The sequence below is a fragment of the Pedobacter sp. Leaf132 genome (genome assembly GCF_920984695.1).
In the GTDB taxonomy this organism is placed as follows: domain Bacteria; phylum Bacteroidota; class Bacteroidia; order Sphingobacteriales; family Sphingobacteriaceae; genus Pedobacter.
Map to the genome: position 1 here is coordinate 592,771 of NZ_CAKLBO010000001.1, position 22,531 is coordinate 615,301.

General features: G+C 36.3%; 18 protein-coding genes. 12 read left to right on the forward strand and 6 right to left on the reverse strand.

Features of this window, described 5'->3' with window-relative positions:
• Positions 1–79: 79 nt before the first annotated feature.
• The 5 genes from metH to LUA86_RS02585 all read left to right on the forward strand — a co-directional run bounded on the left by metH (position 80) and on the right by LUA86_RS02585 (position 6,050).
• The gene (gene metH, locus LUA86_RS02565; RefSeq protein WP_231458988.1) at positions 80–3,760 is read left to right on the forward strand and encodes a methionine synthase; all 3,681 of its coding nucleotides are present in this window, start codon (positions 80–82) and stop codon (positions 3,758–3,760) included.
• Positions 3,761–3,801: 41 nt separating this feature from the next.
• Positions 3,802–4,155, forward strand: coding sequence for a four helix bundle protein (locus tag LUA86_RS02570; protein WP_255713359.1), 354 nt, complete (start codon positions 3,802–3,804; stop codon positions 4,153–4,155).
• A gap of 33 nt (positions 4,156–4,188) precedes the next feature.
• Entirely contained in the window at positions 4,189–5,142 is a 954-nt protein-coding gene (locus LUA86_RS02575) for a methylenetetrahydrofolate reductase (protein ID WP_231458990.1), read from the forward strand.
• Positions 5,143–5,246: 104 nt separating this feature from the next.
• Positions 5,247–5,546 carry a hypothetical protein gene (locus tag LUA86_RS02580; RefSeq protein ID WP_231458991.1) on the forward strand — a complete coding sequence of 100 codons (300 nt, stop codon included), beginning with the start codon at positions 5,247–5,249 and terminating at the stop codon, positions 5,544–5,546.
• Between the two features lie 90 nt (positions 5,547–5,636).
• Positions 5,637–6,050 (forward strand): tail fiber domain-containing protein, encoded by a 414-nt coding sequence (locus LUA86_RS02585; protein ID WP_231458992.1) that lies wholly within the window; start codon positions 5,637–5,639, stop codon positions 6,048–6,050.
• A gap of 44 nt (positions 6,051–6,094) precedes the next feature.
• On the opposite strand, the gene LUA86_RS02590 is transcribed toward LUA86_RS02585, so the two are convergent.
• The 4 genes from LUA86_RS02590 to thrA all read right to left on the reverse strand — a co-directional run bounded on the left by LUA86_RS02590 (position 6,095) and on the right by thrA (position 11,912).
• Positions 6,095–6,829 carry an NUDIX domain-containing protein gene (locus LUA86_RS02590; protein WP_231458993.1) on the reverse strand — a complete coding sequence of 245 codons (735 nt, stop codon included), beginning with the start codon at positions 6,827–6,829 and terminating at the stop codon, positions 6,095–6,097.
• Positions 6,830–6,971: 142 nt separating this feature from the next.
• Positions 6,972–8,285 carry a threonine synthase gene (thrC, locus tag LUA86_RS02595; protein WP_231458994.1) on the reverse strand — a complete coding sequence of 438 codons (1,314 nt, stop codon included), beginning with the start codon at positions 8,283–8,285 and terminating at the stop codon, positions 6,972–6,974.
• A 66-nt stretch (positions 8,286–8,351) separates the two neighbouring features.
• Positions 8,352–9,281 (reverse strand): homoserine kinase, encoded by a 930-nt coding sequence (locus tag LUA86_RS02600; RefSeq protein ID WP_231458995.1) that lies wholly within the window; start codon positions 9,279–9,281, stop codon positions 8,352–8,354.
• 180 nt (positions 9,282–9,461) lie between these two features.
• A complete protein-coding gene (gene thrA / locus LUA86_RS02605) occupies positions 9,462–11,912 on the reverse strand; it encodes a bifunctional aspartate kinase/homoserine dehydrogenase I (protein ID WP_231458996.1) in 2,451 nt (816 codons plus the stop codon).
• Between the two features lie 891 nt (positions 11,913–12,803).
• Here thrA and rsgA point away from each other — a divergent pair.
• The 4 genes from rsgA (at position 12,804) to LUA86_RS02625 (ending at position 16,095) form a co-directional block, all read left to right on the forward strand.
• Positions 12,804–13,724 carry a ribosome small subunit-dependent GTPase A gene (rsgA, locus tag LUA86_RS02610; protein WP_231458997.1) on the forward strand — a complete coding sequence of 307 codons (921 nt, stop codon included), beginning with the start codon at positions 12,804–12,806 and terminating at the stop codon, positions 13,722–13,724.
• Positions 13,725–13,788: 64 nt separating this feature from the next.
• Positions 13,789–14,241, forward strand: a complete 453-nt coding sequence (gene dtd, locus LUA86_RS02615) for a D-aminoacyl-tRNA deacylase (RefSeq protein ID WP_231458998.1) — start codon at positions 13,789–13,791, stop codon at positions 14,239–14,241.
• Positions 14,241–15,779: a glycosyltransferase family 39 protein gene (locus LUA86_RS02620; RefSeq protein ID WP_231458999.1), complete on the forward strand. Its 1,539-nt coding sequence runs from the start codon at positions 14,241–14,243 to the stop codon at positions 15,777–15,779. Before dtd ends, LUA86_RS02620 begins: the two co-directional genes overlap by 1 nt.
• Complete coding sequence (locus LUA86_RS02625; RefSeq protein ID WP_231459000.1) at positions 15,769–16,095, forward strand: nucleotide pyrophosphohydrolase; 327 nt, start codon at positions 15,769–15,771, stop codon at positions 16,093–16,095. Before LUA86_RS02620 ends, LUA86_RS02625 begins: the two co-directional genes overlap by 11 nt.
• 9 nt (positions 16,096–16,104) lie before the next feature.
• Here the strand turns inward: LUA86_RS02625 and LUA86_RS02630 are convergent, their stop codons facing one another.
• On the reverse strand, positions 16,105–16,407 hold the full coding sequence (locus tag LUA86_RS02630) for a DUF4286 family protein (protein WP_231459001.1): 303 nt from the start codon (positions 16,405–16,407) through the stop codon (positions 16,105–16,107).
• 135 nt (positions 16,408–16,542) lie between these two features.
• Between LUA86_RS02630 and LUA86_RS02635 the strand changes: the two genes are divergently transcribed.
• On the forward strand, positions 16,543–16,872 hold the full coding sequence (locus LUA86_RS02635) for a hypothetical protein (protein WP_231459002.1): 330 nt from the start codon (positions 16,543–16,545) through the stop codon (positions 16,870–16,872).
• Here the strand turns inward: LUA86_RS02635 and LUA86_RS02640 are convergent.
• Positions 16,869–18,692: a tetratricopeptide repeat protein gene (locus tag LUA86_RS02640; protein ID WP_231459003.1), complete on the reverse strand. Its 1,824-nt coding sequence runs from the start codon at positions 18,690–18,692 to the stop codon at positions 16,869–16,871. The two genes, LUA86_RS02635 and LUA86_RS02640, sit on opposite strands and share 4 nt — an antisense overlap.
• Positions 18,693–18,916: 224 nt before the next feature.
• Between LUA86_RS02640 and LUA86_RS02645 the strand changes: the two genes are divergently transcribed.
• Together LUA86_RS02645 and LUA86_RS02650 are read left to right on the forward strand one after the other, a co-directional pair.
• Positions 18,917–20,803, forward strand: coding sequence for a prolyl oligopeptidase family serine peptidase (locus LUA86_RS02645; protein WP_231459004.1), 1,887 nt, complete (start codon positions 18,917–18,919; stop codon positions 20,801–20,803).
• Positions 20,804–20,806: 3 nt separating this feature from the next.
• Positions 20,807–22,474 carry a sensor histidine kinase KdpD gene (locus LUA86_RS02650; RefSeq protein WP_231459005.1) on the forward strand — a complete coding sequence of 556 codons (1,668 nt, stop codon included), beginning with the start codon at positions 20,807–20,809 and terminating at the stop codon, positions 22,472–22,474.
• The last annotated feature ends 57 nt before the right edge of the window (positions 22,475–22,531 follow it).

Genomic DNA, 22,531 nt, shown 5'->3' on the forward strand with positions numbered 1-22,531 from the left:
TGTGCTAATTATCTGCAGTTAGATTGATGTCTGGGAATCTTGATACTCGATACTAACTACTTGCTACTAGAAACAACAAATGAGTATAAGAGAAGAACTAGAGAAACGTATTTTGGTAATTGATGGTGCGATGGGTACCATGATTCAGCGTTATACGTTAACTGAAGAGGATTTTAGAGGGGAGCGTTTTAAGGATCATCCTTGTGATGTTAAGGGCAATAACGATTTGCTTAACATAACTCGTCCGGATATTATTAAGGCCATTCACCTGGAATATTTAAAAGCAGGTGCCGATATTATCGAAACCAATACCTTTAGTACGCAAAGGATTTCTATGGCAGATTACCAGATGGAAGATTTGTCGTACGAATTAAGTTTTGAGGGTGCTCGGGTTGCTAAAGAAGCTGCGTTAGAATTTATGGCTGAAAACCCAGACCGCAAATGTTTTGTTGCAGGTGCTATTGGTCCAACCAATCGTACGCTTTCTATGTCGCCAAATGTTAACGACCCAGGTTATAGAGCTATCTATTTCGATGAATTGGAAGAAGCCTATTACGAGCAGGTTCGTGGTTTGGTAGATGGTGGTTCGGATGTATTGCTTATTGAAACCATTTTTGATACTTTAAATGCAAAGGTGGCAATTGTGGCCATTAAAAAATACGAAGAAGTTATCGGTCGTAAGCTCGAAATTATGATTTCGGGAACCATTACCGATGCTTCTGGCAGAACATTATCCGGTCAAACAGCCGAGGCTTTTTTAAACTCGGTTATGCATGCAAAACCTTTGAGTATTGGTTTCAACTGTGCTTTGGGTGCAAAAGAAATGCGTCCGCATATTGAAGAATTAGCTACAAAAGCTGGTTGTTATGTTTCTGCTTATCCAAATGCAGGCTTACCAAACGAGTTTGGCGCTTACGATGAGCAACCGCATGAAACCGCTCATTTGGTAGATGATTTTATCCAGTCGGGTTTTGTTAATATTGTTGGTGGTTGTTGCGGTACCACGCCAGACCATATTGGCTGCATCGCAAAAAATGCAAAAAAGGCAGCGCCACGCAAAATCCCAGCTATTGAACCATTTATGCGTTTGAGTGGCTTAGAGCCGGTAACCATAACACCTGATAGTATTTTTGTAAATGTTGGGGAAAGAACCAATATCACAGGCTCGCCTAAATTTTCAAAACTTATTTTAGGTGGCGATTATGAAGCAGCATTAGCAGTTGCACTGCAACAGGTTGAAGGTGGCGCTCAGATAATCGATGTAAATATGGACGAAGGCATGCTTGATTCAGAAGCTGCCATGTCGAAATTTTTAAACCTTATTGCTTCAGAACCTGATATTGCAAAGCTTCCGATTATGGTCGATTCATCTAAATGGTCGGTTATAGAAAATGGCTTGAAATGTTTGCAAGGTAAAGGGATTGTAAATTCAATTTCACTTAAAGAAGGCGAAGATAAGTTTAAAGAAAGCGCCCGTAAAATTATGCAATTCGGCGCTGCCGTTGTAGTAATGGCTTTCGATGAACAAGGTCAGGCCGATAATTACGAGCGTAGAAAAGAAATTTGCAAGCGTAGCTATGATATTTTAGTTAACGAAATCGGTTTCCCACCGGAAGATATTATTTTCGACCCGAATATTTTAACGGTAGCAACGGGTTTAGAAGAGCATAACAACTACGCTGTTGATTTTATAAATGCCACAAGGTGGATAAAAGAAAACCTTCCTCATGCTAAAGTAAGCGGCGGTGTTTCTAATATTTCTTTCTCATTTAGAGGAAATAATGTCGTTCGAGAAGCGATGCACTCTGCATTTTTATACCATGCCATTCAGGCGGGTTTAGATATGGGAATCGTAAATGCCGGCATGCTCGAAGTTTATCAGGAAATTCCACCAGAATTATTAGAACGTGTAGAGGACGTGCTTTTAAACAGAAGGGAAGATGCTACAGAGCGATTGGTTGAATATGCAGATACTGTAAAATCAAAAGGTAAAGAACTTGTTAAAGATGAGGAGTGGAGAAAAGGAACGGTTGAAGAACGCCTTTCACATTCTTTGGTTAAGGGAATTGTAGAGTATTTGGATGATGATGTTGAAGAAGCCCGTCAGAAATACGCTCGCCCGATTCAGGTAATTGAAGGCCCGTTAATGGATGGGATGAACATTGTGGGCGATTTATTTGGTGCCGGTAAAATGTTTTTGCCGCAGGTTGTAAAATCAGCAAGGGTAATGAAAAAAGCTGTTGCTTATTTATTGCCTTTTATCGAGCAAGAAAAATTAGATAATCCGGATCAAAACCAAAGTTCATCGGCCGGTAAAGTTTTGATGGCAACCGTTAAGGGAGATGTTCATGACATTGGAAAAAACATTGTTGGTGTTGTACTGGCTTGTAACAACTTCGAAATTGTAGATATGGGCGTGATGGTTCCGGCACAAGACATCATCAAAAAAGCAAAAGAAATTAATGCAGATATTATTGGTTTAAGTGGGTTAATTACGCCTTCTTTGGATGAAATGGTACATTTCGCCAAAGAAATGGAGCGTGAAAATTTCACTATCCCTTTAATTATTGGTGGCGCAACAACTTCCCGAATTCATGCTGCGGTTAAGGTTGCTCCGAACTATTCTGGTCCGGCTATACACGTTCTGGATGCCTCAAGAAGTGTTACGGTTTGCAGCACTTTAATGAATCCGGAAACCCGGGATGACTATATTGCAGGCATCAAAGCTGAATACGATAAGGCTCGTGAAGCACATTTAAACAAACGTTCTGATAAACGTTTTAAAACTTTAGAAGAAGCTAGAGCAAATAAATTTAAGATAGATTTTAAAGCTGAACTTCCTATTCCGGCGTTTACCGGTACAAAGGTTTTTGATAATTATCCTTTAGAAGAATTAGTACCATACATTGATTGGACGCCCTTTTTCCATACCTGGGAATTACGCGGAAGTTATCCGAAGATTTTTGACGATAAAAATGTTGGTGATGAAGCCAAAAAACTTTTTTATGATGCACAAGTATTGTTGAAACGTATTCTTGATGAAAAATTACTAACAGCGAGAGGCGTAATTGGTTTCTGGCCGGCAAATGCAGTTGGCGATGATATTGTTTTGGATGTTAGCGGGAAAATGGAAAATGGAACGGAAAATTCCACCACTATTCACACGCTTCGCCAGCAGGCCGAAAAAGTTGACGGGCAGCCGTATTACGCTTTATCAGACTTTATTGCTCCGAAAGAATCGGGCATACAGGATTATTTTGGTGGTTTTGCAGTTACAACAGGGATTGGTATAGATGCTTTGGTTGAAGAATTTGAATCAAAACACGACGATTATAACAGCATCATGGCGAAAGCCTTGGCCGATCGTTTAGCAGAAGCTTTTGCAGAGCGCATGCATGAGCGTGTTCGTAAAGAATTTTGGGGTTATGCAAAAGACGAAGATTTAAATAATCAAGCTTTAATTAAGGAAGAATATGCAGGTATTCGTCCGGCGCCAGGTTACCCGGCTTGCCCCGAGCATACCGAAAAAGGTACTTTATTCGCCTTGCTAAATGCTGAAGAAGAAATAGGTCTTCGTTTAACAGAAAGTTATGCCATGTACCCAACAGCTGCCGTTAGCGGATTTTACTTTGCAAACCCAGAATCGAGATATTTTGGTTTAGGTAAAATAACTAAAGACCAAGTAGAGGAGTATGCCAAAAGAAAAGGTATGGAGTTGGAAGAAGCAGAGCGATGGTTGAGCCCGAATTTGGCATATTAGTTTTTTGGTATTTAGTACTTAGTGTAAAGTAATTAGACAAGATGCATAATTTCAGAGATCTTAAAGTTTGGAAAATGGGAATTCAAATATCGAGATCGGTATTTCAGCTCACCAGAACTTTTCCTGCAGAAGAAAGATATTCTTTAACATCTCAAATAACCCGCTCGGCTATATCGATACCATCAAATATTGCAGAAGGCTGTGGTAGAGCATCAGCTAAAGAATTCAATCGGTTTTTAAGCATAAGTTTAGGCTCTGCATTTGAATTAGAAACGCAGATAATATTAGCTTTCGAGTTCGGATATATTGATAAAATCAATTATGATAGAACAATAATTCAAATAAACGAAATACAAAAAATGATAAGTGGATTGCAAAGAAGTTTAAGCCTCTAATCATAATACTCAATACTTTATACTAAGTACTAAATGAAAATTACGCAACATATTCAAGAGGCAAAAGGTAAAACCTTATTCTCATTCGAACTCTTACCGCCGATTAAAGGACAAAGTATACAATGGATTTACGATGCGATTGATCCTTTATTGGAATTTAATCCACCGTTTATTGATGTAACTTCTTTACGCGAAGATTACATTTACAAAGAGCAGGAAAATGGTTTATTGCAAAAAGTTTCTTACCGCAAACGTCCGGGAACGATAGCCATTTGTGCAGCAATCATTCATAAATATAAAATTGATGCCGTTCCGCATTTAATTTGCGGCGGTTTTACTAAAGAAGAAACAGAAAATGCATTAATCGATCTGCAGTTTTTGGGTATTGATAATGTTTTGGCCTTACGTGGAGATGCCCGTGCCGCCGATCATTCTTTTGTGCCAACTAAAGGTGGCCATTGCTACGCTACAGATTTAATCGAGCACATCAAAAATCACAACGAAGGCAAATTTTTGCATGAAGATGTAGAAACTTTCAAAAGCGATTTTTGTATCGGCGTTGCCGGATATCCAGAAAAGCATTTTGAAGCTCCGAATTTAAATGCAGATTTTAAATTTTTGAAAAAAAAGGTAGATATGGGTGCTGAGTTTATCGTAACCCAAATGTTTTTTGATAATCAGAAGTATTTCGACTTCGTAAAAAAATGCCGGGAGAACGATATTAATGTACCGATTATACCGGGTTTAAAACCGATAAGCACATTAACGCAATTAAATGTGTTGCCAAAAATTTTCCATATCGATTTACCCGATGAACTTACGGACGCATTATCTCATGCAAAAAGCAATGCTGAAGCAAAAGAAATTGGTACAGAAGCCATGATTAAGCAATGTAAGGAGCTAATCGATTTTGGTGTTCCAGTGTTGCATTTTTATACCATGGGCAGGCCAGAGCAAACTAAGCAAATTGCAAAAGCGATTTTTTAAAATTTAAGTGTTTTTGCCAAAGGCTTTCTACGCTTTTGGGAAAATTACAAAACATTGATCTTAGCTTTTTTGTTAAACAATTTATACAACTTATCTTTGTAAGAATGAAGTTTATAAATTTTAAATATGTTTTAATTATTTGCGTAACACTAACCTTATTTTTTAAGGTGAGCAATGTGATGTCGTATTTAAAATTTTCTACCTCAACTATTGAATACACAGCACTAGCTGATGATTCTGAAAAAGAAGAGAAGAAAATTGAAAGTGAATACTTTGATGATCAACTTTTCGCTAATTCTTCCTTTCAGGTATTTTCAGCATCACCGGAGAAATTACCGGTTTCTGGAGATTCCTTTGTTTTAGCCCACTCTATTGAGGTTTTAACGCCTCCACCATCTATTTAAAGATAGTTTTTTCGTAAACAAATCTTTTTTCTCTGCCTAAAAAACAGTTTAGGCATCATTCATTTTTTTTTAATTTAATTATATCATAATATGAAACGAGCAATTTCACTCGCGGTATTTTTTGTAGCCGCATCATTTTCTCTTAGTGCACAAGAAGTTGTACAAAACAATGTTAAGCCTCTAAACAACTCTTTAGAAATGGTTTCTAAATTACAGCCGGTAAGTTTTAATTACGATAAAGCATGGGCCGAAAAGTTGAAACTTCCATCAACACCACAATATGGATTTGTTGGTTCAGATGCCAAAGCGGCCGTGCCATCAGTAGTTGCAGTGCAGGCAAAACAATACGCGGCAGGTAAAAATGCTTTTAATTCTGCTACGATGACTAAGGTAGATTACGAACGTTTAATCCCGCTTTTGGTTGGAAGTATAAAAGAACAACAACAGCAAATTGACGATCTTAAACGCGAATTGCAATTATTAAAAACACAAAAAGGTGAGTAGTAATGATAGGAATCAGCCGGAAGAAATTCCGGCTTTTTTATGCTTTACCAATTTATTTCATTCAATGCTTTTTTATAATTCTCTTTATCAAAACGATAAAGATTTGGTGCCTTATGTGCGCCACCTTTTCTAGGTTCATCGAGTTTAACCAAAATATTATAGCGCATAATTTTGCGGTAGAAATTACCTCTGTTTAATTTCTGACCAAGAATGATTTCATACAAAGCCTGTAGTTCAGGCATGGTAAAGGTTTCAGGAAGTAAATTATATCCTATCGGTTTGTGGCTTATTTGTTCTCGCAAAGCTTGCAAAGCTTTTTGTAGGATATTCTTATGATCCATCACCAAGTTTGGAATGTTTTCGATAGAAATCCATTCACAAGAATCCGAATAAACATCAGTTACAGGATTAACATCATTGTGATTTACCAAGGCATAATAGCCCAAGGTTATGAAGCGTTGCTTATGCCATAAATTATCTGGATAGTCTTTAAAATAATCCTCTGAACGGTTCAGGTTTCCAAATACGCCAAAGGCATTTAAAAAAACTTTATCGGCTCCGGTTCTTTCAAAAAGTATACGTTTCGCCGCATCATCAATTGATTCATCTTTGTAAACATAGCCACCAGGAAGCATCCAGCTTTGTTCGCCTTTTAGCTTTGGCATTAGCACATTTAAACTGTTATTATGAAAGCCAAAAACCACACAATCTATAGAGATATGCGGTAACGCATTTTCCCATAATTCTGCACTTGCATCTTGAACTTCTTTAACAATCATCGGCTAGAATGTTTATAATAGGATACATCCAAAATAAATAAATTGTTTCCTATTTTTTGAAAACCTTAAGAGTTTGGATATAATTTTATGTAATGCTGAGACTTTCAGAATTTAAATTACCACCGCTCTTAATGATTCTGTTTTAATCTGCATTCTTTAACAAATAACTTTTAAATCCTTCAAAATCAGCACCTAATTTATCTGCATGATGTGCTTTGCTCTGTAGCGCTTTAACCTGTTTTGGAATTTCTATTTTAGCAGCAATATCTACAGGGAAAATATCTGGAAATTTGCAGGCATGTGCAGTAGATAAAAATACCGCTGCACTTTTATCTTCAGGATTTTCCTTTCTAAATTTTTTAATGGCTAAGTAGGCAATTGCCGTGTGCGGACAAGCTACATAATCAAATTTAGCATCTATCTCTTTGATGCCTGCAAGTGTTTCTTCATCATTAAAACGATAAGAAGTAATTATGTTTTTTAATGCTTCAACATCGTTATCAAATAAATCCATAATACGAACCCAGTTGCTTGGTGCACCAACATCCATTGCATTTGAATAGGTTTGTGTTGATGGTTTTGTTTCATAAACACCTGATTCTAAAAAGCGGGGAACGGTATCGTTAATATTGGTTGCAGCAATAAATTGTTTCACTGGTAAGCCTAATTTGTAGGCCAATAAACCAGCACCAATGTTTCCAAAATTTCCACTCGGAACGGAGAAAATTAAATCAATTAATCCTTGCTTTTTTAACTGCGCATAAGTGTTAAAGTAATAGAAGGTTTGCGGAATTAATCTAGAAATATTTATTGAATTAGCAGAAGTTAAACGGAATTTCGCGTTCAGGTCTTTATCGGCAAAAGCTTGTTTAACCAAGGCCTGGCAATCATCAAAAGTTCCTTTTACTTCAATGGCTCTAATATTTTGTCCGTTAGTAGTTAGTTGTAGTTCCTGTATCGGGCTTACTTTTCCCTCTGGATAAAGAATGGTAACTCTGGTATTTGTTACACCTAAAAAACCTAAGGCCACTGCACCTCCAGTATCGCCGGATGTAGCCACTAAAACATCTAGAAGCTGTTCGCCATCTTTTAGAAAATATGCCATTACGCGACTCATAAAACGAGCACCAAAATCCTTAAATGCTAATGATGGTCCGTGGAAAAGCTCCAACACAAAAGTTTTTTCATCTAGTTTTACCGCAGGCGCATCAAAATTAATAGCATCATCAATTAATGCTTTTAAATCATCAGCAGGAATTTCATCTTTTAATAATGCCGAAGCAACTTTATTTGCAATTTCAGGCAAGGTATATTTTTCAATATGTTCTATAAAATCCGCATCAAGCTGAGGAATTTCTACAGGCATATATAAGCCCTTATCTTGCGGCATGCTATTAAAAACAGCCTCTTTAAAAGAAACGCTTAGGTTTTTATTGTTGGTTGAGTACAATTTCATGGTTTAAGTTGTAGGTAATAAGTAATACGTTATAAGTTTTGAACTAGCAAACTTATAACGTATCACTTAAATAACTCTCGGTCCTTCGGCGTTAACCGAAGAAACAAAAGCTTTGCTGTTAATATTAATTTTATGTAGATGTTGTTGTTGTGCTTTGGTTATTTTTTTTGCCGTTTCTTCATCTTTTGTTAAGGCAAAAACCGATGGTCCTGAACCTGAAATACCAAAACCAATAGCGCCGTTTTCCATTGCCAGATTTTTCATCTCATCAAATCCAGGAATTAAAATAGAACGCGTTGGTTCAACCAAAACATCTTTCATGCTTCGGCCGATAAGGTCGAAATCATTCATAAATAATCCGCTTACCAGGCCTGCAACATTTCCCCATTGGGTAACTGCATCTTTTAAAAATACCTTGCTGCGAATCATCTGTCGGGCATCTTTTGTAGGTACATCAACTTCAGGATAAACAATTGCTGCATACATTCCGGCCGGGGCTGGGAGCGAAATTACATCAAGTGGTTCGTAACTTCTAACCAAAACAAAGCCACCCATAATTGCTGGAGCAACGTTATCTGCATGGCCGTAACCGCAAGCTAATTCTTCACCTTTCATGGCAAAAGGAACCAACTCTTTTGGCGTTAGTAAATCGCCCATTAGCTTATTAATAGCAAATAAACCCGCAACCGTGCTTGCCGAACTAGAGCCTAAACCGCTACCAATTGGCATCTTTTTGTGCAATTCAATTTCAACGCCAATATCTAATCGGTTAATGTGTTTCAAATAATGCTGTACGCTGGCACTCACGGTATTCTTAGCCGCATCTAAAGGTAAACGGCCATCATCGCCAGTAATTTTTTTGATGACAACACCCGGTGTTTCGGTTAAACACATCTCAACTTCATCGCCAGGCTCATTTACAGCAAAGCCCAATACATCGAAACCACAAACTACGTTTGCAACCGTTGCCGGAGCAAAAACTTTTATTTCTTTCATAATTAGAATAAGGATGAAGGGTTAAAGATTAAAAACCTTACGTCAACTCTTCAGAATTTATCTTCTTGTTTTTTGAATTTTTTGGTATCTGTTTAATTTTATAAGAACAGTCAGTCTGAGTTTATCGAAGACCTTTACCTAAAATGCTTCGACAAGCTCAGCATGACAATATCTATGCTTTTAACTTAAAGAACCTACATTTATAATATCTGCGAAAACGCCTGCAGCCGTCACTTCTGCGCCTGCACCTGGTCCTTTAACCACCAGCGGACGAGATTTATACCTGTCTGTTGTGAAAGAAATAATGTTATCACTTCCAGAAAGCATGTAGAAAGGATGGCTGTCATCAACCATTTGAAGACTAATTTCTACATTGCCATCTTCCAGTTTTCCAATGTAGCGTAACACTTTCCCGTCGCTCGCCGCTTTGGTTTTCAAATGCTCAAAATATGCTGCATTTTTCTGTAATTCTGAATAAAAATCTTCAACAGATGTTGCGTTTAAACATGCATCTGGCAAAATATTATCAATTTTTACATTTTCTGCTTCTAAAGGATAACCCGCATCTCTTGCCAGAATTAACATTTTACGCATGAAATCTTTACCATTTAAGTCATCACGCGGATCGGGTTCGGTGTAACCCAACTCTTGTGCTTCTTTAACCGTTTCGTAAAATCCGGCATCGCCCTTAAAATTATTGAAGATATAAGAAATGGTTCCCGATAAAATTGCTTCGATTCGGGCAACTTTATCGCCACTCATCATCAGTTCTTTTAACGTTCGGATAATTGGTAAACCTGCGCCAACATTGGTTTCGTAATAAAAATCTACACCAAATTTGCGGGCAGCATCTTTAAATGATTTGTATTGCGCAAAATCTGCTGAGTTTCCTTTTTTATTGCAAGTAACAACTGAAATGCTACTTTCAAAAATACCCTGGTAAAATTCGATTGGTGTTTCTGCTGCGGTATTATCAACAAAAACGCAATTTGGTAAGTTTAAAGTTTTCATGCGGTCTACAAAAACAGCTAAATCTGCTTGTTCGCCTTTATCATTTAGCTCATTTTCCCAATCTTCTAATGATAATCCTTCAGGATTAAAAATCATTTTACGGGTATTGCTAATGCCTGCAACTTTCACTTGCAAATCGTTATTTGCTGCCAAAAATGGCATTTGTTCTTTCAGTTGGTTAAATAATGTTTTACCAATATTTCCGGTTCCAAGGCAGAAAATGTTAAGGGTGCGTTTTAAGTCGGTGAAGAAAGCATCGTGAACGGCATTTACTGCTTTTGATAAATCGCCTGCGCTGATGATGACCGAAATGTTATATTCTGATGAACCTTGGGCAATTGCCCTGACATTGATACCATTTCTGCCCAAAGCATTGAACAATCGTCCGCTCATACCTGGTGTGCGCTTCATGTTTTCGCCTACGATTGCTAACACGGCTAAATTATTTTCAACCTCTGGTAAAGCCAGTTTATTGGCATCTAATTCAAGCTCAAACTCTTTCTTAATCAGTGCAATTGCCTGATTTGCATCGGTTGGTTTAACAGCAAAAGTGATACTATGTTCTGATGATGATTGCGTAATCAACACCACATTAATTTGTTCCCTAGAGAGTAGTGAAAACAATCTGCCACTAAAACCTGCTTTGCCAACCATACCGCTTCCGGTTAGATTAATAATGCTGATATGGTCGATAGAAGAGATTCCTTTTATTGGTAAACTCGATGCTTTAACATCGCTTTTTATGTATGTTCCTGAAAAATCTGGCTGAAATGTGTTTTTGATAACAATCGGAATTTTCTTCATGAAAGCCGGAATCATTGTTGGCGGATAAATCACTTTCGCCCCGAAATAACTTAATTCCATCGCTTCGGTATAGCTCAATTCTGGTAATGAAAATGCTTTTTTAACGATGCGTGGATCGGCGGTCATCATACCGTTAACATCTGTCCAGATTTCAATTTCCTCTGCATTTAAAGCTGCGCCCCAAACGGCTGCAGTGTAGTCAGAACCGCCGCGACCTAAAGTAGTTACGCGACCAGCTGCATTGCTCGAAATAAAACCGGTAACAAATAAAACATTGCTCTTATTGGCCTGATAGAAGTTATTAATCAACATTTCAGTTAATTCTGTATCTACTTTTGCCTGCCCAAAATTGCTATCGGTTTTAATTAATTCAGCACCATTTACGTATAATGCATTATTAAATTGTTGCGATGCAATGTGCGCAATCATGAAAGAGGAGCAACGTTCGCCGTAGCTTAAAATCTGATCTTTAGTTTGCAAGCTCAGTTCGCGGAGATTGGTTACGGCCTGTAATAAATCTTCTAGTTCGTTAAAGAAGATTTTTAAACGCGTAAAAACCGGATTTTGGGCTGCTGCCGGCAAAAGCGAACGGATAACTGCGAAGTGTTTCGCCTCAATGTCCTTAATGCCAGCATCGTAATCTTCGCCACGCTCGGCTTTTTCGGCCATATCGGTTAGCAAATTGGTTACGCCACTCATTGCCGATAATACAACTACCGGATTGCTCTGTAATTTTTCTTTGGCTACTATGCTCAGCAGCGTTTTAATGTTCTCGGCCGAACCTACGGATGTGCCGCCGAATTTTAATACTTTCATTATTTTATATAGTTTTTAACTGATTTATTTTTAAGGCTTTTAATTTACTATGAGCTTAAATTTTCAATCAGTTTCGGTTTAAGAGTTAAAAAAAAGCGTCCCGATTTGTATCGGGACGCTTTCTGTGTTTTTATGTTAATTCAACTTACAACAAATTAGCCCCGCTGGTTTATCCCGGTGGTAATAATAATCGTTGTAATAATTGAAGTGTTAAAAATCATTCGCTAATGGTGTATTTTGTACACTGTAAAGTAGCAGATTATTTTTCTTAAATGCAAACAATTTTTAATTTTATTTAAAATTGTTTTAATAAAACGTTTAATTAGATTGAATGCTAGCATTTTTTGAACTGAAAACTAATGTGGGTTTTAGGGGTACGGATTTTTGCTGCCATCGTTTTTTCAAAGAGGTGTGACTGCAGGGCTGGGTGCAATCTACTTCGAGAGATGAACAAAAAATATTTCTATGTCTGTCAGGTTAAAAGGTACGCTCGTCATTGCGAGGCACGAAGCAATCTTCGAGCAGTCGCAAATCAAACCCAAAGTTGTAGGGATTGCTTCGTACCTCGCAATGACGAAATGTCGATTGACAGGTTTTGAATATTATTAAATATTGGTAAATTTTGTGCAATTCCATAATTTATATGCATAAATTATTAGCGCTTGAATTGTTACTTTTCGAAAGGTTCATATTGACGAATTGGAAAGGATTTTGTGCAACACCTTTAGTCTTTAAACCTGATTGACGCGAGCATGGAGCGCAGCGGAATAAAGCAGAAAGCAGGGAGAACGTTAAAATGAAACACAGGTTTTGCTTTTCAAATCTTTATAAATTCGCCTTCTATTTTTACTTCTTACATCTTCCATCCTTTTCATACCTTTGTTGCAAAATATGCAGGGCTTAATTATTAAATCTACGGGGAGCTGGTACAATGTTTTGGCCGATGATGGCGAACGTTATGACTGCCGTATTGTAGGGAAATTCAGAATTAAAGGCATTAAAACTACAAACCCAATTGCAGTGGGCGACCGGGTAAAATTCGACCTCGAAAAAGGTAGCAAACAGGGCTTGATTAATGAATTATTGCCACGTAAAAATTATATTATCCGCAAGTCGATTAACCTAAGTAAGCAGGCTCAAATTTTGGCTGCAAACTTAGATATGGCTATTTTGATAGTAACGCTGGCCTCTCCAAGAACATCTTTAGGTTTTATAGACAGGTTTTTGGTAACTGCCGAAGCTTACGATGTACCTACGGTTTTGGTATTTAACAAACTGGATTTGTTTAGCAAAGAAGGTTTAGAAATTCTGCAGGATTTTAAAGAAATTTACGAAAAAATAGGATATGCAACTTACGAGGTTTCGGCTTTGAAGGGCATCAATATTCCGGTTATTCAAGATTTAATTACCGATAAAATTACATTGATTTCGGGCCATTCTGGTGTTGGAAAATCGAGTTTGATTAACGCTTTATTGCCAGATAGAGATTTGCGAACCGGCGAAGTTTCTGATTGGAGCGATAAAGGGCAACATACTACTACATTTGCCGAAATGTTTGAGTTGCCACAAGGTGGTTTTATTGTTGATACGCCTGGAATTAGAGAATTAGGTGTTATTGATATAGAAAAAGAGGAGCTGGGTCATTTCTTCAGAGAGATTTTTAAAACTTCGCACAATTGCCGTTTTAATAATTGCAAACATGTTAACGAACCTGGTTGTGCGGTAATTGAAGCGGTTAATAATGATGAAATTGCGGTTTCGAGATATGAAAGTTACCTGAGCATTTATCATGGCAACGATACCAGGCATTAACTGCTGTTTTTTACAATAATTTCAAAATACTTATCTTTCGCATTATAATATCCCAAGGTTTAATATGCGAGCAGTTTTACAAAGAGTTACACAGGCTAATTGTGTTGTTGATGGTAACATTACCGGACAAATTGAAACCGGTTTTTTAGTGCTTTTGGGCATTGAAGATGCAGATACAATTGAAGATTTAGATTGGCTGGCTCAGAAAATTGTAAATATGAGGGTGTTTTCTGATGAAAACGACCTAATGAATAAGGCTCTTGCCAATGTTAATGGAAGCATTCTTTTAATCAGTCAGTTTACTTTATTTGCGGCTACCAAAAAGGGCAACCGCCCGGGATTTACCAGAGCAGCGAAACCTGATATCGCCATTCCACTTTACGAGAAAATGATTGAAAAGCTGTCGGCTTTGCTTGGTAAAAAAGTAGAAACTGGGATTTTTGGTGCAGATATGAAAATCAGTTTGCTTAATGATGGTCCGGTAACCATATTAATCGACACGAAAAATAAGGAGTGATGAAAGAAAAAAAATCGCCCTTTCTTGAAACAATCATACTTTCGGGCTTTATCTTACTTAAATTTGTTTTGAGTTATGCGTTGGTTAATAATGTTTATGAGCTTCATCGCGATGAATTTTTACATTTAGATCAGGGCCGTCATTTAGCAGCAGGCTTTACCTCAATTCCACCATTAACAGCCATATTTTCGGTAATTATAAATCTGCTTGGTGGAAGTGTTTTCTGGGTAAAATTTTTTCCAACATTATTTGGCGCATTAACTATGCTTTTCGCCTGGCAAATTGTAGATGCTTTGAAAGGTAATTTAATTGCCAAATGTTTGGTGGCACTTGCATATTTATGCTCTGTGTATTTAAGAATTAACATACTTTATCAACCAAATTCATTTGATGTTTTAGCCTGGACGGCCATTTACTATTGCCTTTTAAAATATTTTGAAGATCAGCAAATCAAATATCTATACTATTTTGCTATTTGGCTGGGCTTAGGTTTTCTTAATAAATATAATGTGATGTTTTTGGTTTTGGGAATATTGCCGGCTGTTCTCATTTTACCGAACCGAAAAATTTTTCAGAATAAACACTTATATTTTTCGGTACTCCTTGCGTTTTTAATCATATCGCCGAATGTAATATGGCAAATTGGACATCATTTTCCGGTAATAAGCCACATGAAGGAACTTGCAGAAACGCAATTAGTAAATGTAAAACGGTCTGATTTCTTTAAAGAACAAATCCTGTTTTTTATAAATGTGGTATTTATTTGGCTAGCGGGTTTCATTGGCTTAGCCATCTATAAACCTTTCCGTAAGCACCTTTGGGTTTTATTTTCTTATATTTTTACCATATCAATTTTTAGTTATTTCAATGCCAAATCCTATTATGCATTAGGTTTATATCCGGTTTTATTAGCTTTTGGAAGTGTTTACCTTACTATTGTTATTGGCAGAAAATACGTGATTTATGGGCTGCTTGTAGTTTTGACTGTTGGATCATTTTATTACATAGTTCCAATCTTGATGCCGGTATACTCGCCAATTGAAATTGTACAGCATATAAAACGTTTTGAAAAAGTAGGTGCTTTGCGTTGGGAAGATGGAAAAAACCATAATTTACCACAGGATTATGCGGATATGCTTGGTTGGAAAGAGTTAGCAGCAATTGTAGATTCAGCTTACGCAAAAGTTAAAGATAAAACTGCAGTTGTTGTACGTACAGATAACTACGGGCAAGCAGGAGCAATTAATTATTATTCGAAATTTAAAAACATAGATGCAGTTTCTTACAATGCCGATTATCTTTATTGGTTTAAGATGGATAAACCTATAAAAGATTTAATTTTGATAAGAGAAGCAGGTGAGAGCGATCCTGAACGTAAGAAAGAGCAACCTCTTTTTGAAAAAATAACCAAAATTGGTGAATTGAGGAATACATTTGCAAGAGAAAAAGGTACAACAGTTTTCCTTTTGGAAGGTGCCAAGATAGACATTAATACTAGGCTGAAATTAGAGATAGAAGAACGTAAACATGACCATTGAAGAAGCACAACAAACTGTAGATAGGTGGATTAACACAACCGGTATCCGTTATTTTAATGAGTTAACCAATACGGCTATCTTAATGGAAGAAGTTGGCGAAGTTGCCCGTATTATGGCTCGCAAATATGGCGAGCAATCTTTTAAAAAAAGTGATGAAGAGGTAAACCTGGCAGATGAAATGGCTGATGTACTTTTTGTTTTAGTTTGCCTGGCAAACCAAACGGGCATTAACTTAACTGATGCCTTTGAGAAAAACTTGCAAAAGAAAAGCATCCGCGATGCGGATAGACATAAAAATAACGAGAAATTAAAATAGTAAAAAGCGTTAGCCTACAAATTCCATTAAAGTTCTGTAAGCCACGAAGCGATTTTTAAACTTTGCATTTAAATCTTCTTGTAGTGCCGGGGCATACTTTTCCTGATATTCGTTGTAATTTTCCTGGCTATCAGCTACGTATTGTGCGCAATAGGTAACACCTTCATTCGGAGAATCTACAACTTTTAAAAGGCGGTGAGATGCAAACATACCAGTAGCCATAACCGCTGGAATATGGATTTCTGTCATCCAATTAAACCAATCTTCGGCGGCAGTTTCTTCTAATATTAGGGTTACATTATATAAAAGCATGGCACAAATATAATTAATTAGCTTGGCTAACAAACTGAAATTGATTAGAGCGCCACAAAATGTAAATGTTATTATTTTTTTAATAAGTGAGAAATTTTTAGAACTTAGTGTTTTGGAATCATAATCACCCCCTAAATGAAATTCTTCCGTCCATATAGATGCTTTAAAGCATTTATTATTATTGCAATTTTAACTACAATTTGCTTTTTTGCATTTGTATCGGAAGATAGGCATGTTTTTGCACCAAATTTTCTGTTAAGTTCTTTGGCAGATTTGTATTCCTTTTTTCAATTTCCAACCCATACATTTTTGTGGAAATTTTTTAGTTCAAACACTTTCTTATACTTTTTTGGCTTGGTATTTAATTGTGCGCTCTATGCATTTATTATCGAAACCGGATTAGCCTTAGAAATGCAAAAACGCTATGGAAAAGAGGAGAGAGAAAACAAGGGTGCCGAAAACTAAACGCCGTCGCCGCGTAAATTTCTAAACCTTTTACGTGCTTCTGCGGTAAACATACTACCCGAATAATCGGTTATCAATTTTTGGAAATATATTTTTGCCTGCACCAAATCATTCAATTTTTTCTCGTACAAATCTGCAAGTGTAAAAAGCGCATCGTCAGTCCAGATTCCATCCTTATAATTTTCATCAACTTTCTTTAACATTGCCACAGCGTTTTCATATTGTTCGGCTTTAATAAATATTTTGGCTTTACTCATCAATATCGCATCGGCAAGTGTATTTTGAGGAAATGCGATTGAGATACTGTCTAGCTTTTTTATGGATTGCTCCGGTAAGTTTCTAAAAACCAACATTTCTGCATCAGCATACATTTTTAAAGCACTGCTATCGCCAGGTGTTTGAATGTTATCAGATATTAAAAGACTTAAATTTAAAGCATCGTTGGCAATTAGTTGGCTTGTTGCAGCTTTTAACACCATACATTGCCCCATGCTGTATTCAAAATTACCCTGGTAAAAAGAAAGTTTCGCACTTCTGAAACGGGCTTCATTACCAATGGGCTGCCCCTCAAATTGTTTACTTACCTGTTCATAAACTAAAAACGCTTCCCATGGTTGTTTGGTTAAAATGTAAATATCTCCTAAATCTAATTTAAGCTGCCCACTTTCCTGCGGACTTAAACCAGGCAATTTCAACGCTTCTTCTAAAGCGAGTTCTGCTTTTTTGGGCTGATTTAAATAATATGCCTGCAAATTCGACCACTTTTTAATCGCAAATAAAGTGTTTTTGTTTTTGCCGTTTTCATCTAACAAAACCTGATAATCTTTTGCTAAAATGTCTAAATCTGCCACCTTAAATTTCCCTTTGGTTTGAATGTTATATTTAGTGTTTAACAGTTCTATTTTGGCTGGCAAATAGTATTGATTTTCTTTGCCTTTCGTTATCAAATATTCGTAGGCCTTTATCGCTGCTTCGTATGCTCCATTATCAACAAAGGTGTAAACTGCATTAAATAAGGTTGTTCCATCTGCCTTTGTGCGTTTATCATAAGCAATAAGCTGGCGCAAGGCCATATCGTATTCTTGCTGCTGAATGTAATTCCAGGTTAATAGCTGAATGTAAATTTCTTCATCAGGAGCTTTCTGAATCTTTTTTAAAATTCCGGTTTGAAAGGTTTGATAATCTGCTTTATCTTCAAAAATCATTGATAAAACGGCTTCCGCCTGAGGAAGCATTTGCGGTGCAGTTGGTAAAATGTCTAAATATTCCTGCATCAGCATTGGCTTATCCTTTTTAAAACGATAAATATTTAATAATTCAAAAGCAAATGCCTTTTCATCATTTAAAATTTTTCTACCATGTTTAAAAGTTTGTATGGCATAATCGTAATTTTCGAAGCGATAAAAGTTGTTGGCTAACATTCTTATCCTAAATTCATCTTTAGGGAGCTTACTAATCACCTCTGAGAAAATTTTATTGGCTGCAGATGCATCACCTTTCTCTTGTTGCAGTTTACCCAGGGCCACAGTATACATTTCATTATCTGCAGATTGTTTGATTTGCTTTTTTACCGTTTTCTCTGCTAAATCATATTTTTTAAGTTTCAATAGAACATTAAAATAGATGTCAAAGTAGCCTTCATTATTAGGGCTTGCAAATATTTTCTCCAGCAAAACGGCAGCTTTTTCATATTCACCATCCTGATAATATTGGATGGCAAGCGATGCATCGTCATTTGCAATCTGTCTTCCAGGGCGAAAGTTCTGAGCATTTGATGCGATGCTAATCAATAATAAAAAACTTAGGATAATAGACTTCATTCTTAAAATATTCGTTTTAAATGTAACATTTTAATACCTAATTCTTTAAACTCAATCAACTGATAAAACGTATTTTAAATGTTACTTGTATTTTATTTTGACTATTTATTTTAAATACTAAATTGGAATCGATCGGGTGTTTTAAATGTTAGTAACATTCTTACTGTAAAATACCTTTTAGCTATCAGGTTATTATATTTTTGTCGTCCCAAACGAAGAAGATTATGGTGAAAAGAATTATTTTATTGGTTTTAGTAGCTTTTATTTGGGCCTGCAAAGGCACCAAAAAAGAGGATACTATTCCTGTAGATAATTTTTTCAGAACGCAGGATAAAGCTTATTATCATGTATCGCCCGATGGCAAAAGCCTTTCTTATCTTAAACTTCAGGATAAAAAATTAGATCTTTTTGTAGAAGACATTGAAGCCGGAACGGTAAAACAGCTAACGCATCTAAAAGAAAAAAGCATCAGTTTTTATTTTTGGACCAGTAATAACGAGTTGATTTATTATACCGAGGATGAATCTAAAGAGCGAAAATCAGATTTATTTGTAGTAAGTAAAGATGGCAGCAAGCAAAAGCAACTGAGCTCGAACGAGAAAAACCGCCTTCGCGTAATAGAAGATCAACTTATTGATGATAAATATATTATTGTAGCTTCTAACAAACGCGATTCTACCGTTTTTGATGTTTACCGTTTAAATGTTCGTACGGGTAACATGGAAATTGCGGCGAAAAACCCTGGCAACATCACCGAATGGGTAACAGATAATAAGGGCATCTTAAAAATTGCTGTAGCAAGTGATGGTGTAAACGAAACGCTTTTATATCGCGAGAATGAGCGCCAACCATTTAAAGCCGTAACATCCAATAATTTTCAAACTACGTTACAACCTGTTGCCTTTTCTGAGAGTGAAGCCGATGTGCTTTATGCCATTTCTAATGTAAATAGAGATAAAAATGCTTTGGTAGTTTTGGATTTAAAAACCGGTAAAGAGAAACAGGTTTTATTTGGTAATGATACTTTGAACGTTATTGATGCGAAATACTCCAAAGCGAAGAAGAAAATGATGTTCGTTACCTGTGAATCGTGGAAGAAGGAAAAGTATTACTTAGACGACAGCACCAAAACTACCTACTCGAAAATTGACCAGCTTCTACCGGGTGCAGAATGGCGCATTATGGATAAAGATAAAAATGATAATGTTTTTGTGGTTAGAACTTATACGGATAGAAATCCGGGTTCATATTATTTGTATGTAGTTAATCAGAATAAAATTAAGAAACTGGCTGATATTAACCCTTCAATTAAAGAGGAGGAAATGAGTGAGATGAAGCCAATTAACTATAAAACTAAAGATGGCTTAACCATAAATGGCTACCTAACTTTACCGAAAAACAAAAAACCAACAAATTTACCTGTAGTGGTTTTACCACACAACGGACCCGGAGGCAGAAATACCTGGGGTTATAATGCCGATGTTCAGTTTTTTGCAAACAGAGGTTATGCTGTTTTACAGGTTAACTATCGCGGCTCGGCTGGTTATGGCAAATCATTTTACGCCGCCGGTTTTAAACAATGGAGCGATAAAATTCAGGATGATGTAAATGATGGGGTGAGGTGGCTTATTGACCAAAAAATTGCTAACCCTAAAAAAATTGCCATTTATGGTAATGGTTTAGGCGGATTTATTGCATTAAATTGTTTGTATAAAAATCCTGATATTTATAGTTGCGGAGGTGCTAACTCTGGCGTAATTAGTTTATTTAGCTACTTAACTACAATACCGCCATTCCTTAAGTCGAATTTGCAGATGTATTACGAAATATTTGGAAACCCTGAAACTGATACCGATTACATTCGTTTCGCTTCGCCTGTTTTTCATGCTGATAGATTTAAAGCGCCTGTGTTTATTGCACAAAACCCTAAAGACCCACGAGTAAACGTTGCGCAAGGTGTTCAGTTTGTAAAAGAGCTTAAAAAACGTAATGTATCTGTAACGTATATCGAGAAAGAGGAGGGGCCTAATCCGGTTTTAAGGCAGCAAGGCAGAACGGCATTATATAAATCTTTAGAAGAATTTTTACAGGTAAACCTGATTAAGAAGTAGGTTATGTCCTTGGAAAAGAAAAGTGGTTATCGTAAAAATTTCTCATTGAGTGTCACTTTCATCGTGCTCATCTCAATTTTATTCATCCTTTCGCTTTTTTTAGCTTTTAATTACAGTAAAAAATCTATCGAGAATGAATTCGTATCAGAGAAGGTTAATGTTTTAGAGCAGAGTATACAACCATACAATGAGTTTTTTCAGAATAAAATTCCTGAAGTTTCGTACTACAATGGCTTTTTAGATTCTGCAACCGCATCCAAATTTGTAGATACGATAACCGTAAAATATCCTTTTGTTTCTAAAGTTACTTTTTACGATTCGGAGGTTAAAAATACGCCTGTAAAGGATGGCATGAACGCCGGGCATTTCTCCATCGGACCAAAATCTATTTTTCAATTCGGAAAAAGTGTTAAGCCCGATTCGATTAAGTTGTTTTCTGAAGAAGATACCCGTTCTTTTAAAGTTAATGATGATTTTAATGGAATGGCTTTAAAGCTTGTACGTTTTATCGATCAGCTGGATACCGCATCGGTGCCCTCTCAGGAAGAGCTGTTTACCAATTTTTCTGTTGTTTTATCTAACAAAATAACTTACCTAAACATTCCTCGGCAGGAAGATTTAAAAATGTATAAGGCCATGCTTCAGCGTAAGCTAGATCCGGCACCAATTTATCAACAAGATATGTTGGTTTTTCAATTGAATCCTTACAAAATAAAAGTGATTAATACGCGTCCACTTTTATATCAAAGCATTAAAGTAGAGCCATTAACTTATGATCCGATAGATAACTCAGACGAAAATATTAACACAGAAATTGCATTGCCGGGTGCTTTCTCAGATTTTAAGCTCTATTTCACATCCTCAAAATCATATATTAAAAAAGAAATTTTTATTTACTTTTTACCAATTGCCCTGGTTTTGCTTTTGGTTTATGGCGTATTGTTACTTGTTGCGTTTTTAATATATAGAAACTTAAACATCAACAGTAAAATGTTTAAACTGCAATACGATTTTGTAAACAACCTTACCCATGAATTTAAAACGCCTGTTAGCGTAATTAAAATTGCTGGTAACAACATTAAAAGTGCAACATCATTAAGCCAGAAAGAGCAGCATCTTTACGGCAAAATTTTAGATGAAGAGGCTGATAAATTAAATGGTTTGATGAATAAATTGCTTGCTTTTACGCAAATTGAAAACAAAGCCATTAAACTTAACCAGGAGGAAGTTAATATAAAGGATTTTATAGAGAGTACGATTGAATCTCATACGCTAAAACATCCTGATTTTGATATTACGTATGAAATTGTAGGCTTTAGAACATTTATAACCGATCCGGTTTTATTGGGTAGTTTATTCGATAATTTAGCAGAAAATGCCTACAAATATTCTAAACCGGATAACAAGAAATTGCATATTAGCGCAAAGCTGATTAAAGGTGTTTTGGTATTTCGTTTTGCAGATAAAGGTATCGGCATTCCATCATCAGAATTAAATAATATATTTAAAAAGTTTTTCCGTATTCAAAACGAATATAACCAAATGGGAAGCGTTGGCTTAGGTTTGGCATTTTGCAAAGAACTGGTTAACTTTATGCTTGGCGAAATTACTGTTAAAAGCAAGGTTGGCATTGGTACCGAATTTAAAATTGTACTGCCTTATAATACTTAATATGTTTTTAAAGCTGTAATGCTTAGCATGCCCCTTAAAATTTGCTTATTTTTAATG